Here is a 13,861-nt window from a genome sequence, read left to right as displayed (position 1 = left end):
TTAAGCGCGCGCCGTCGAAGGCATAGTAGAGTCAACTAAAAGTCTGATGGCTTTACCTCCATTTTTGACGGTCGAGGCTCGCAATGAACGACGGTGGCAGACAATCAGTCATCGATACCATTGCAACACCCAAGAGCGGGTGGCCATTCCGACGCGTGCTCAATCCGGTCGACCGCGCAGCTGAGATTCTTTTCGGATTGATCATGGTGATGACATTCACAGGCTCGCTTGGGGTCGCCCAGGCTGGCCGCGCGGATGTCAAGGCGATGATCATCGGAGCGCTCAGCTGCAACCTGGCATGGGGGATTATTGACGCAGTGATGTTCTTGATGAGTTCGACAGCAGAGCACCGACTTTCAAAAAGAACCGTTGAGGCAGTTCAGACGTCAGCGAGCGCATCAATCGCACGATCGGTCATTGCAGGCGCCTTACCGCCTTTGGTCCTGCCAGCGCTCTCAGCCAGCGACCTCGAGCGGATCCGACTGTATCTGAATAGTCTGCCCGCCGACAAAACGCGAATTCGAGTTCAGGCACAGGACTTCGCCGGCGCCTTGGCTGTATTCGTGCTCGTCTTTCTGCTCACCTTTCCGGTCGTAGCACCCTTCTTTGTCATAGGCGACGCCACAAACGCTCTGCGTCTATCCAATGGGATCGCGATCGGTCTGCTATTCGTTACCGGTTATGCCCTGGGCCGCCATGCGGGAGCGCCGCTGCGCATTGGGTTTTTGATGGTTGCGGTTGGCCTGGTCATGGTGGCGATAGCCATAGCCCTAGGGGGATGAGGCTCGCACCGCGCAAGGTCTGAGGCATTTAGCGCCGCCAGTCGCCGCTGGCCTGTCAAGCGGCTGTTTCAGCAACAGGATCACGTTAAAGGAGGAAATGAAACCATGTCAAAGAACGGCAAAGGAAAGAACAAAGACAGGTCGAAGAAAGACGGCCGGGCAGTGCGCGAAAAGCTCGAAACCGCGCCCTTCGGGGAAGTAAGGGGCTCCGCAGCGGCTGCCGATTATGGAAAGGAGCTGCATCGGCTGCAGATGGAGATCGCACATCTGCAGGCTTGGGTGAAGAAGTCAAAGGCACGCGTTGTTATCATTTTCGAGGGGCGCGATGCGGCGGGAAAAGGAGGGGTGATCAAACGCATTACCGAGCGCGTCAGCCCACGCGTATTCCGCGTCGTTGCCCTGCCGGCGCCGACCGATCGGGAGAAAAGCCAGATTTACATGCAGCGTTACATACCGCACCTGCCTGCCGCTGGCGAAGTCGTCATATTCGATCGTTCCTGGTACAACCGCCCAGGGGTCGAACGTGTCATGGGCTTCTGCAGTGAAGAGATGGCACGGCGCTTTCTCGAGCTCGCTCCGCGTTTCGAAGCTGCGATCGTCGAGAGCGGGATCATACTGCTCAAGTACTTCCTGGATGTCAGCGAGGACGAACAAGAGCGGCGGTTCCGTCAGCGCATCGGCGACCCGCTTCGTCAATGGAAGCTCAGTCCAATGGACGTCGAATCCTATCAACGCTGGTGGGACTACAGCATTGCCTACGATGAGATGATCCGGATGACTGACACGGAATACGCCCCGTGGTGGATTGTTCGATCCGACGACAAGAAGAGGTCGCGCATCAACTGTATCTCGCACATCCTTTCGGTCATCCCCTACGATAAAGTGAAGTTCGTTGAACCGGAATTGGGGAAACGTCAGAAGCGGCCCGACCACTATGTCGAAAGTCCACATCTGCGTCGATATGTGCCAAACGCCATATAAGCAAGCGTAGCGCACCGAGTAAGGCACCCGCCTTCAGTCCGGGCAGCCGCGGGGCAATAGTATCGCACAGTGACGGTGCCAACCTCCCCGTCGGCGTCCAAGGCGATGTTGGGTTCTTTCTGGACTGGGCGCCGAGCCAGGTTTAAATGACCTCGACGAACGAGTTCTCGAACACCACGAGTTTCGTAGACAGTTGCGTGACGCGAAACTCGACGTATGTCCAACAATCGTCCTTTTGGGAGCGCCATTTTCGCCATCTGTCACCCAAAAGACGAGGCCGCCCAGGTGCTACGACTGCCACGACAGACCACCAGCCGTCGACCTCAATGATTTGCTCAGCGCCCATGCACAAATGTCTATGTTTCGCGACATCAGCCGCGCGACGCCTGCGACAATCACCCCCGACCAACCGCTGCCACTGCTAAAAACGAAATGCTTTTCCGACACAGGCAGAAACAATGTGCTCGTCGTCACCTTTAGGCAGCCCGCCGTGGCACATCCGTCCCTTTAGGTTGCAGTGTCGCAACCAGACAGCCGACCAGGCGTCTTATCTTGCGGATCAAGACCATTTTTGACGGGGATCAATGCGGACGGACAACGAAGGCGCAACGTTGAAGTAGAGATAAGCAAGCTCCGAAAATCTGGAGCTAATGTAACGGCACCTTCATCAATGAGGCAGCCATGACCGCAGAAATTGAGCGAAAGTTCCTCGTGCTTGACGATCGCTGGCGGGAGCACGCTTCAGAAGGGTCTGTCTTACGGCAAGCCTATCTTGTGGCGACGAAAAACCGAACCGTGCGGGTTAGGACGATCGATGCCCAGACAGCTAAGTTGACGGTAAAAATTAGAAGCGGTCAAGGCAGACGCGAGGAGTTCGAATACGACATCCCCTACGCCGACGCAAAGGAGATGTTTCAGTACGCACCAGGCGCCATCGAAAAAGCGCGCTTCGAAGTGGAACATCAAGGCCACACCTGGGAGGTGGATGTGTATTCCGGCCGACATCGCGGCCTCGTTATTGCAGAAGTTGAATTGTTGGACCACGCCGACAATCCAGTGCTCCCCGATTGGCTCGGACCCGAGGTGACCGGCAACTCACGTTTCTCGAATCGTGTCCTGGCAGCAACCCATGGCAACCCAGAGGATACGAGCGTGGCTGCAACAATCGACCAACGTCGTTCTCTCCGGTTGTTTGCCGAGACGCGCAACAAATAATACGTGCACATAGACAGCCTGATGAAGGGGCCCGCGACGATTGTCGAAGATAACTACATGTACACACAGATAGGGACTCGTTATGCATTCCCCCAGGCAGCGTATAGGGCATCGGGTTGTTGCAGGAAGGCCCGCTCCACTCCCCCCGTTGCCGTGCAGTGGGGCTGCCGACAACGACCGCCTCAGTAGCTCCAACGCATTAAGCAAGCTGTGTGCCAGGGAGGTGCGACAGCGGCCCGGCAGGGCGCTTAGAGAGAAGGTGGGCCGAGCAGCACATGGCTCCTGGAAGCGAAGGAATGGAACATTCCGCTGGCTCACTGATCGGCGACGTCGCTGCTTAAGGGATCCCAAAAGCTTCCTCAGCTGACACGTTCCCGCCCCCCGCAAGACTCGCTCACCGGCCTCTAGCTGCTCGATGATGCGCTGGGTGATGCGTTCATAGATATCGCTGCTGCTGGTAGTAGCCGTTGCGTTTGCCTTGGCCATGTCCTTGCCCTTTCCCTTAACCTCGCGAAGCGGGAGCCTTTCGCTCCTGCTTCCCGAGCTCGGGCGGACCAGCGGGGGATTGGGGTTAATGCGCCTGCGCGGGTAACCGGCTGCACGGGTCGAAACGGCAGTGGAGTGGAGGAAGCTGGGCGGCAGGTGCTTGAAGTGGCGAAGGGACAGCGCCCTCCCGGCCCCTCCCCTTCATGTCAAATCCTGCGGCTCCAGCCGCAACATCAAGGGATGCGCGCGACTGAGGGCATCCCGGTTGAGCCGAAAAGGAAGGGAGCTCGACTGCGGTGCTAGCCCGCCGCAACTTCACCCACTTGCGTGATTGCAGGAGCTGAATGCGTTGAATAGGCTCCGCAGCATTGCGGAAACCCTAGAGCCAACGAGGATGATGATGACAATCGGTACGGTTAAGTTTTTCAATCACGACAAGGGTTACGGCTTCATCTCACCGTAGAACGGCGGGACCGACGTGTTTGTACACGTGTCCGCGGTCAATGGCGCAGGTCCGCTTCACGATGGTCAAAAGGACAGCTACGACGTCGGGCAAGACCGAAGACCGGAAAATCGAGGGCCGAAAACGTCAGGGGAGCCTAAGAGCACAACCCGCCATCGCAGTCGATCCCGCCTCACGGCGCGAGGCACTCCTCGCATATGCCGCAACCGTCTGCATCCATTCGTGAGGCCAGGCGCTTTTTTTGACAACAGATGCAAACCGCCGTCGCTTGCGCGTCTCGTTTGTCGCGCGTGGGCGGAAAGATTTCGATCTCGAGATCTGAAACTGCGTTCGTTGCCACCTGGTCCATCTCGGGGCTCCATGTCGAGGATGGCCACTGAGATAGGAAGCCTCCAGGCGCGTACAAGATGGCCAGCCGCGACCTGTTCTCAATGTTTCATGGCGGTTGCCGATGTTGATCCAAGCGACCATTGCGGACGCGATAGCTATCGTGCGGAGGGCGGTAAATTCGGCTTGTTGATCTTTATCCCGAAGCCGCCATCATCGTCCGAAATGAACTCGATTCCCGCAGCCTCAAATACCTGCGCTATGCCGTTTAATGTACCTCCCCACAGTTGTTCGCCCCTCTCTAAGCGACTTATCGTCTGCGTTGACACCTGCGCCGCTTCAGCCAGCTGCCGAACGCCCCACCGCAATGCAATACGAGCGAGCTTGCACGATCGTGTCCCACCGAGTGGTGTAGTTCGGCGGTAGCACAGCCGCTCGCGAGCGCGCCCCCAATCGCGCTGTAGCGAGTGAGGGGCTGTGCGGGCGGCCATCAGTGTTTTCCGCTAGGGTCGGGTTGTTCAAGACACAACCTGACGGAAAGATCACTGATGACCACTGACATGATGAACGTGCGTTCGCTCGTTGAGAAGAGCGCTGATGCCGATTTGTTGCGCGAGATGATCGGCTTTGCCGCTGAACGGCTGATGGAGCTGGAGGTCAGCTCAGCTACGGGTGCAGGGTTCGGGGAGAAGAACCCGATGCGGCTTGCACAGCGCAACGGCTATCGTGACCGCGATTGGGAGACGCGAGCTGGCACGGTCGAGCTTCGCATTCCGAAGCTGCGCAAGGGCAGCTACTTTCCAAGCTTCCTCGAACCGCGCCGCATGGCCGAGAAGGCTCTGACGGCTGTTATCCAGGAGTTGTATATCCAAGGAATATCGACGCGCTCGGTCGATGATCTGGTCAAAGCCATGGGGATGAGCGGCATCTCCAAAAGCCAGGTGTCGCGGCTGTGCGAGGAGATCGACGTCAAGGTGAAGGCGTTCCTTGACCGCCCCATTGAAGGCGAATGGCCATATGTTTGGGTGGACGCGACCTACCTCAAGGTCCGCCGTGGCGGCCGGATCGTCTCAGTCGCCGTCATCATCGCGGTCGGCGTCAACAGCGACGGTCGGCGCGAAGTCCTGGGTATGGAAGTCGGCACATCGGAAGCTGAGCCAATCTGGACGGAGTTTTTGCGTCGGCTGACACGGCGAGGTCTACGTGGGGTGAAGCTGGTTGTCTCCGATGCGCATGAGGGCATCAAAGCTGCCGTTTCCAAGGTTCTCAACGCCACATGGCAGCGGTGCCGCGTTCACTTCATGAGGAATGTGCTGGCACATGCCGGAAAGAGCGGGAGGCGAGTTGTTTCCGCCTTCATCGCTACAGCCTTTGCCCAGGAGACGCCGGAGGCGGCCAGCGCTCAATGGCGCAGCGTCGCCGACCAGATCAGACCAAAAGTGCCGAAGCTCGCCATGATCATGGATGACGCTGAAGACGATGTGCTCGCCTACATGACCTTTCCGAAAGAGCACCGGGCGAAGTTGCACTCGACGAATCCGATTGAGCGTCTCAACGGCGAAATCAAACGCCGCACCGAGGTCGTCGGCATCTTTCCCAACGATGAAGCCATCGTCCGTCTCGTCGGCGCATTGCTCATGGAGGCGAACGATGAGTGGACCGTCCAGCGAGGCAGATACCTGACCCTTGAGACCATGGCTCAAATGAGCGATGATCCCCAAATCAGCTTGCCCGCTGTGGCCCGCTGATAATCGCTCCGACCTGGGGCGGAAAGCACGGCAATCAGCCGCCAGCTACACCACCTACGTGGACACGATCGCTTGCACTGCACGGCGTTGCGAAAAGCACACGCAAGAGAAGAGATTCGTGCTGATTTTATTGCCGCGCAGTTCCTCAATTTCAAGAGAATCGCACCTCGATTGAGCCTCCGCCCCCTGCGAAGGTTCAATCATTTTGTGGGTGTCCGAATTCTCTCAGAGAGGACAGGGCCCCTTCACCTTCTTGGCCGCGTCGGGACGATCGCCATACCTCAAACGAGTGATTTCGAATGATTTTGGGGTGCGAAATCGGCTGAGGCTTGTGCGGAGGATGGCGCGGGGCAAGCAGCCGCTTCAACGTTACTCAGGCGATGCCTGCAGAAGCAAAAGGAAATATCCCATAAATAGAACAACGTTCCTCGCCTAAGCGAGGCGCGCGCCTCCTGGCGGTCGCCGTCGGAGCAGACGTCGCGGAAATGAAGCCAGTGACCGACGAAGTCAAGCGCGGGAAACTTATGGGCATCGGAGCGCTCGGAGTCACAGGCATCTCTGCTATGGCCCTCGGCGTGAGTTTCGCCGAGGCCATCAGGCGCATAGTGCCCGTGATCACTGGGAAGGGGTGAGTGCTACCGGCTGATTTAACGGAGCCCGCTTTTGGGCGACCGAGCCTCGGCAGGAAACCATTGAGGCTCGGCGTGATCCCCGTCGAGATGACTCATCTTCGACACCGAGCCAACCCGCTGCGGCATGAAATGTTCCGGACGATTCGCAAAAACCTTCCACCAGGGCGGAATGGCTATGATGCAAACCGATCCGGTCATCAATGTCGTGTAGTCTCGGACGCAAGCTCTATGTATCGACCGACTGACCAGAGGTAGGCGATAATCTCCAGCCTGAGTGGGTCACGATCCCCGTATCTCTCTGTTATCCGATGGACATGTTCTTTTGCGGAACCCGTCACCTCGCCTATCACGTACATCCCGTGGCCAACTGCTGTGATGTCGCACCCAGCCGCGATCAACTCATTCACGAAATCCGGAATTTCTTTCGATGTCATCGTCGAGATCACATTAAACCGGTGATACTCAACCAGTAATGGCAGAGGACGTGAGATCTCACAACGGATTAGGACCTTTGCGGAGGGGCGTAAGACTTAAGTCCGGGGGCGCTTGCCCAAAAAATTGGCGGGGCCAATGCAGAGGTACTACAGGCCCTCCATGGAGAAGAGACGAAAAATTCGGGCTCGCATGGTCAACCGCTGTTCCCGCGACTGGTTCCATGCAGACGGCAGCCTACGCGAACCAAGAAAGAATTGGCTGGGGCTTTAGGGGGCAATTCCTATGCGCTCCACAGGGCAAACTGTAGAACCTCGGAGCAGGCTATTAACCGCAGGCGGACGCATGGAGTTCCAATGAAAAGCGTTGGGCCCGTGATTCGAGCACAAGAGGAGCCCCACCTCCGACGGCACCGAAATGGGGCTCTCTACCTTGATCCGGAGGGATCCTAGATCATCAGCAAACTCCGAACGCGGACGCGTGCGAAAGGTTCCCCAAAGCCGATCCAAGCCTCAAGGATTCAGCGACCGCGCGTTTCTACCGGAGGGTTGTTTCGGTCCACCCGCGTCGGCGCGCCTCTTCCTCGATCTTCAGCCAGATAGGGTCTTCCGATCACGCACCGGCGGGCGAGAGAGCGGCTGCGGCCAGATAGAGCATCAGAAGGTCGTCATCGCGGAGTTCGGTGAGATTAGATCGTCGTCTATATCAGAACCTCCCTTTTCGCTCCGGAGTATCAGGTCCGAAACGAGCAAAAAATGCTCTCGCGCGACGAGGCCAGAGGCCCTTATCGAGGAGACTTTACTGGGGGATATTTGTGAAGCCTGGGCCCGACCCAGATGGGGGAAACGAGGCCGGCTCAGGTTGGAACGCTTGTTATCGGGGATTGGTTCCGGCCGTGCCCCCAAAAAAAGCGGCCCCGAAAGGCGACTGCGGGGCCGAGATAGGTGTGCCTATCGTGTGCCAGGAGGATGAACGCTGAGCCCCCGTGATGAACCGGCGAGAAAGTGATTCCTTGCCAGCTTGGTTTTCCTGGTCGCGACCGGTCGCCGGAGTCCACGAGTAAGTTGCAATCTAGATCGCCATGCCAGTAAAGGGACCTTTCGAGCGACGATAGGTCAAACCTGTCACGAAGCGTATGTATAGCCTTGTCGAGCGGCGGCGCGTTCCACTGCGCGCTGCATTAACCGACCGCGGCCACGCCAAGCATCAAAAACGCACCTGCACACCGGCCTTCGCTCCAATCGTCTGCTCTCCCTTGCTCTCAATGCCATAAAGCAGCGAGAGGTCGAAATCCCAGTTGAGGTTGTTGGAGAGGTTCAATCCGGCACTGACTGTTCCGAACGCGCCGCTGCTGTCCAATGCTGCAAATCCGGCCGTGCCGCCGAGGCGGGGGGTCAGCATCATGCCGTTATCGAGTTGGTAAGACCGCTCCAGTTCCGCCCCGATGCTGAACCGCAATTGATCCTGTGTGAACCCTTGCAGATCGACTCTGCTACCGTCGTCATTCGAAACGCTGTAGTCGTCGACTTCTTCGTTGAGGAAGACGGCGCGCAGCGCAGGCGTCAGCACGGTCGCGTCCCCGAGTTGCCAATGCCCCTGCAGCTTCGTGTCCCACATGACCCGGCGCGTTTCGAACGAGCCGTCGAAATACTTCGTGTCGACGTCGTTCCAGGAACCGCCGTAAAGCAGGCTGGTATCGAGGAACACACCGGAGCCGAGCTCGAAAGAGGCATAGGGGCCCGCCAGCCAGCCGTTACCGGTCAGTTCGGCAGCGACGTCGGTCGGATCGGTTATGCGATCAAAGTGGAACGACAGGCCGACCAGCGCCTTCTCCGACAGCAGATAGTCGGCGCCGGCAGAGATGAGACCGAAACTACCCCAGCGTCCGCCATTCTCATCACGTTTGTGCACCGCCACAGTTCCGTCGATCCAAGCATTGAACGGCGACACTGCCGCCGCGCCATCGCCCCCCTCTCCTGCCTCATCGGCAGAACGAAGTTGGGCCAGACTGGTCGAAAAGCCGAGAGTCATTCCGTCTTCTGAGGGCGACATACTGGTCGAGATCGGGTCGCTGCCCGCTCGGCCCATCTTGCGACGCTCGATCAGGCCCGGCACCTCAATCGCTGCCGACAGAAGATTCTGCCGTGTTCGCACGAAGTCTCGCACCAGCCCGTCGATCTCCGCTGCGACCTTATCGCCATTGTGCACAATCGCGTAGCTGATCGTGCCGGTATTGGATGCGCCAAGCGCGCTTTCCAGCCTGTATCCGACGACCGCCGTCCCGAAGAAGCCGGGATTGGGTGTGAACTTCAGGTAGTAGCCGACCGGTACGAAGCTCCCGCTTGCCGCAAGCTCGCCTTCAATGATCTCGGCCTTGCCGGCATTGGAAGGCCTGACAAAGGCGATCCCGGCGCCGTTGAACGGTCCGCCTGTGGCGCCTGCGTTCAGGTAGACGTTCCGCGGAGCTTCACCTTCCTGCAGCGTGTAGGACCGGTTTGTCACAGTCACACCCCGCGCCTTGACGGCCAGGCGATAACTCGCCTCTCCGGTATTGCCCGTCGGATCGCGCGCTGCGATCGCAAAACTGTAGGTTTTGACTTCCGCGTCAGCGGGCAGCGGGCCGGTAAGCTCACCCGTGGACACGTTCAGTACCATGCCCCTCGGCAGGTCTCCGCGCGTGTGGCTGTAGAGAATGCCACCCTGGCCTCCCTTGGCGGTCACCATCGCCGAATAGGCTTCTCCGGCCATGGCGTCAGGCAGATCGCCGCCCGATGGCGAGAAAATGAGCTTCGGCGCCACGACGGTGATATTCACTGTTGCCGGCGCCGAAGCGCCGGTCGTGTTCGTCGCCGTATAGGTGAAGCTGTCCACACCGGAATAGTCAGGATCCGGCGTATAGCTGATCGCCATGCCGGAAGCGGTAGCTGTCCCATGCGACGGGGCGGCGGCGACCGCGACACTGTCGGCCACGCCACCGGAAAGCGAGAGCGTGACCAGATTGGCTGTCGAGTTTGCTGCGACCGTTGTGGAGACGTTGCCGACGGCAGGAACCTGCCGGCCGATCGAGAGTGTATAGCTGGCCGCACCGATGGCCCCGTGCGCATCGGTTGCCGCGATCGTGAAACCATAGGTGCCTTCCGTCGTCGGGGCTCCCGTGATCGCGCCGGACGACGTGTCAAAATGCAAACCCGAAGGCAGAGCACCGGTCGAAATGGCGTAAAGGTAGGGTGCTGTTCCGTTCGCCGCGCTGATCGACTGGCTGTAGGCGCTGCCGACCGTTCCCGCGCCGAGCGCGCCGGCGGCGGGCGTGAAAGCAAAGGTCGGCGCGCTGACCGTGACGGTAACAGTCGCCGGCGCCGAGGTGCCGGTCGCGTTCGTCGCCGTATAGGTGAAGCTGTCCGCACCGGAATAGCCGGGATCCGGCGCATAGCTGATTGCCGTGCCGGAAGCGGTCGCGGTTCCATGCGACGGAGCGGCTGTGACCGCAACACTGTCGGCCGCGCCACCGGAGAGCGAAAGCGTGATCGGATTGGCCGTCGAGTTTGCTGCGACCGTTGCGGAGACGTTACCGGCAGTTGGAAGCGGCGGGTTGATGGCAAAGGACTGGGTGACGGTCGGCGCGGCAAGATAGGCCGCGTTGCCGGGTTGGTCGACGCTGATCGTGCAGGTACCAACGGCAACCGGTGTCAACGTCGCACTCCCGGTGATGGCGCAAACGCCAGGCGTACTCGAGGTGAACACGGGCGTCAGGCCGGAACTGGTCGTCGCGGTCAATGTCGAGACAATTCCGACCGTCTGCGAGCCGGGATTTGCGAAGGTGATGAACTGCGCCGCCACCGGTGTCACCGCGTTCGACGCCGCGGAAGGCGCCCCCGTCCCGGCCGCGGTGGTCGCGGCGACGGTGAAGGTGTAGGCCGTACCGTTTGTCAATGCGGTGGCGGTGATGGGACTGGATGGACCAGTGAAGGTTGCGCCGCCCGGATTGACCGTCACGATGTAGTCGATGACCGCTGACCCGCCATCGGATGCGGGTGGCGTGAACGTGATCGTGGCCTGCGTGTCACCAGCCGTCGCGCTTCCAATGAGTGGAGCACCGGGTATCACCGGCTGGACCGCGAAGGAATGGCTAACCTCTGCCGCTGGAAGATAGGCCGCGTTGCCCTGCTGGTTGGCATTGATCGTGCAGGTGCCCACGGAGGCAAAGGTCAATTGCCCGATGCTGGTGATCGTACAGACGTCCTCCGTGCTGGACGTGAAGGTCGGTAGCAGCCCTGAGTCCGACGTCGCCGTCAGGATCGGCATGGTGCCAAAATCCTGCCCGCCGGGATTGACGAAGGTAATGGTCTGGGCTGCCGCCGGCGTGATCGAATTCGACGCTGCCGATGCGCCGCCCGTTCCAACTGCGTTGGTCGCCGTGACGGTAAAGGTGTAGGCGACACCATTTGTCAGTCCGGCGACAGTGACGGGACTTGATGCACCGGTTCCGGTCGCCCCACCTGGGTTCGCCGTTACAATATAGGTTACCGGCGCGCCGCCGGTGTAGGCCGGCGCTATGAAGCTGACGTTGGCCTGCGTATCACCCGCCGTCGCTGCGCCGATCGTCGGCGCGCCGGGCAAGGCCGGATTGACAGCGAACGATCGCGTGACCTGCGCCGGATGATAGGCCTCATTGCCCTCTGCGTCCGCGTTGATCGTGCAGGTACCCGCGGAATGGAACGTCAGCTCGCCATACGACGTCACCGTGCATATGTCCGGTGTCGTCGAACTGAAGACCACCGGCATTCCTGAAGTGTTCGTCGCCGACAGAATCGGCGTCGTGCCAAAAGTCTGGGGCCCCGGATTGAAGGCGATAAAGTGATAGCTTTTCGGCGTGACAGCCTGCGATGCCGCTGACGCCGGACCAGCCCCCGCCGCGTTCTTTGCCCTCACCGTGAAGGTGTAAGATGTCCCGTTCCACAGCCCGGGGACCACGATCGGGCTTTGCGTGCCGACACCGGTCTTGCCGTGTGGACTGGACGTTACAACGTATTCGGTGATCGTCCCGCCGCCGGTGTCGGCCGGCGGCGTGAAATAGACATAGGCCGCTTCCGGATCGAGCGGCGTTACCGTTCCAATCGTCGGCGCGCCGGGCAAGGCCGGATTGACAGCGAACGATCGCGTGACCTGCGCCGGATGATAGGCCTCATTGCCCTCTGCGTCCGCGTTGATCGTGCAGGTACCCGCGGAATGGAACGTCAGCTCGCCATACGACGTCACCGTGCATATGTCCGGTGTCGTCGAACTGAAGACCACCGGCATTCCTGAAGTGTTCGTCGCCGACAGAATCGGCGTCGTGCCAAAAGTCTGGGGCCCCGGATTGAAGGCGATAAAGTGATAGCTTTTCGGCGTGACAGCCTGCGATGCCGCTGACGCCGGACCAGCCCCCGCCGCGTTCTTTGCCCTCACCGTGAAGGTGTAAGATGTCCCGTTCCACAGCCCGGGGACCACGATCGGGCTTTGCGTGCCGACACCGGTCTTGCCGTGCGGGCTGGACGTTACAACGTATTCGGTGATCGTCCCGCCGCCGGTGTCGGCCGGCGGCGTGAAATAGACATAGGCCGCTTCCGGATCGAGCGGCGTTACCGTTCCAATCGTCGGCGCGCCGGGCGGGACAACCAGATAGTTGAAGCCGCTTGCAAGCGTCACCGTCCCGCTGCCCGTCGTAACCACAATGTCCGCGGGACCAGCCGCTCCTGCCGGCGCGACCGCCGTGATCTGGGTGGCGCTGTCGACGGTGAAGCTTGTCGCAGAGGCGCTGCCGAACTTGACGGATGTGGCGCCAGTAAATCCAGACCCCGTGATGGTCACCGAGGTTCCGCCTGTTGGCGAGCCGGTTGTGGGGCTGACGCTGCTGATGGTCGGGAAGGCGTTCGGCAGAGTGACTGAGATTGTGTTGGTCTGGGGGGCTCTCACGACGCTCCCGTCGTGCGGTGCTCCGCCCGCGTCGTGACTATAAAGCACGATCGTGTCCGATGTCGCGACCGGGTTTAGGATTTCGAGCAGCCTGATTGTGTCGGTGCCGGTGGACGAGTCGAAAGTGAAGCCGTAACTTGCAATTGCTGTACCAACCGGGTCGTCAGGCTTGGGGTTGCGGAACGTACCGTCGTCCACAATCCCGACCGGAGGCTGATAGTCCGTATGCGTTCCTTGGACTTTGTACGGTCCGGCCCAGATCGGGGGAGTGTCGTTAAAGACGACATCACAGGAGTTGAAGTTTTTTGCGACCATCAAACCGACGCTCGAAAAGGAAATGCTCGGCGTGCACGGAGCAGCCATCGCCCCGCCTGCCGACCCGCACATCACAGCCACACCCACGACAAGCATCCGCAATGCCCGTGGCGCGCGGAAACACAGCTGCAATAGTCTGAAAACCATCATCGGCAGGGCGGCATCGGCGAAAGCGGTGGCACACGGCAGGCTGTTGAACATTCGATTTTGCCTCGAGGGGGCGTTGTTGCCGGATCAATCGACGGACGAGGGCAGCCCTCCCCATGACATCGTCATGGGACGCGCTTGAATTCTGGACGGGCAAGTTCGGTCTGCCGGTTGGAAGCCTCCTAAGAAACAGCCAACAGCCGACCTCGGTAGGGCGGTCGTTCAGACCGCGCGCAGGCGACAGAGAATTGATTTCATGATGCTTCCCCCAAAAACTGGTCACTGATAGCGACAGGGGAAGATCGTGATCAACAGGAGAAGCAGACTGCGGGTGGGTGCACCCAAAATTGAGTCACCCGGGCGACGCGGCGACATACTGAG

The 13,861-nt window shown here is 59.8% G+C and carries 7 protein-coding genes and 1 pseudogene; 6 read left to right on the top strand and 2 right to left on the bottom strand.

All coding sequences use genetic code 11. From position 1 onward, the window contains the following. The first annotated feature begins 83 nt into the window (after positions 1–83). The 4 genes and pseudogenes from C1A35_RS25295 to C1A35_RS25275 all read left to right on the top strand — a co-directional run bounded on the left by C1A35_RS25295 (position 84) and on the right by C1A35_RS25275 (position 4,067). Positions 84–782, top strand: a complete 699-nt coding sequence (locus C1A35_RS25295; protein WP_234823003.1) for a VIT1/CCC1 transporter family protein — start codon at positions 84–86, stop codon at positions 780–782. 105 nt (positions 783–887) lie between these two features. Further along, positions 888–1,763 (top strand): polyphosphate kinase 2, encoded by an 876-nt coding sequence (ppk2, locus tag C1A35_RS25290; protein ID WP_104667018.1) that lies wholly within the window; start codon positions 888–890, stop codon positions 1,761–1,763. Positions 1,764–2,444: 681 nt separating this feature from the next. Next, a complete protein-coding gene (locus C1A35_RS25280; RefSeq protein WP_104667016.1) occupies positions 2,445–2,978 on the top strand; it encodes a CYTH domain-containing protein in 534 nt (177 codons plus the stop codon). An 886-nt stretch (positions 2,979–3,864) separates the two neighbouring features. Further along, positions 3,865–4,067 (top strand): annotated as a pseudogene (locus tag C1A35_RS25275) (cold-shock protein). A gap of 345 nt (positions 4,068–4,412) precedes the next feature. Here the strand turns inward: C1A35_RS25275 and C1A35_RS37360 are convergent. After that, positions 4,413–4,685 (bottom strand): helix-turn-helix domain-containing protein, encoded by a 273-nt coding sequence (locus C1A35_RS37360; protein WP_234823019.1) that lies wholly within the window; start codon positions 4,683–4,685, stop codon positions 4,413–4,415. 117 nt (positions 4,686–4,802) lie between these two features. Here C1A35_RS37360 and C1A35_RS25270 point away from each other — a divergent pair, with 117 nt between their 5' ends. Further along, on the top strand, positions 4,803–6,002 hold the full coding sequence (locus tag C1A35_RS25270; RefSeq protein WP_104667015.1) for an IS256 family transposase: 1,200 nt from the start codon (positions 4,803–4,805) through the stop codon (positions 6,000–6,002). Positions 6,003–6,415: 413 nt separating this feature from the next. Continuing rightward, positions 6,416–6,634, top strand: coding sequence for a DUF1515 family protein (locus C1A35_RS25265; protein WP_337442004.1), 219 nt, complete (start codon positions 6,416–6,418; stop codon positions 6,632–6,634). A 1,638-nt stretch (positions 6,635–8,272) separates the two neighbouring features. On the opposite strand, the gene C1A35_RS25255 is transcribed toward C1A35_RS25265, so the two are convergent. After that, positions 8,273–13,534: a fibronectin type III domain-containing protein gene (locus C1A35_RS25255; protein WP_104667012.1), complete on the bottom strand. Its 5,262-nt coding sequence runs from the start codon at positions 13,532–13,534 to the stop codon at positions 8,273–8,275. Between the last annotated feature and the right edge of the window lie 327 nt (positions 13,535–13,861).

The organism is Ensifer adhaerens, from assembly GCF_002940685.1.
Classification (GTDB): domain Bacteria; phylum Pseudomonadota; class Alphaproteobacteria; order Rhizobiales; family Rhizobiaceae; genus Ensifer; species Ensifer adhaerens_E.
Note: the sequence above shows the minus strand (reverse complement) of the source record. Positions and strands in the feature narration are given on the sequence as shown.

Bases quoted from the DNA above. Each gene is read 5' to 3' on its own strand.
- C1A35_RS25295 (WP_234823003.1), top strand. From the start codon at position 84: ATGAACGACGGTGGCAGACAATCAGTCATCGATACCATTGCAACACCC.
- ppk2 (WP_104667018.1), top strand. From the start codon at position 888: ATGTCAAAGAACGGCAAAGGAAAGAACAAAGACAGGTCGAAGAAAGAC.
- C1A35_RS25280 (WP_104667016.1), top strand. From the start codon at position 2,445: ATGACCGCAGAAATTGAGCGAAAGTTCCTCGTGCTTGACGATCGCTGG.
- C1A35_RS25270 (WP_104667015.1), top strand. From the start codon at position 4,803: ATGACCACTGACATGATGAACGTGCGTTCGCTCGTTGAGAAGAGCGCT.
- C1A35_RS25255 (WP_104667012.1), bottom strand. From the start codon at position 13,534: ATGTTCAACAGCCTGCCGTGTGCCACCGCTTTCGCCGATGCCGCCCTG.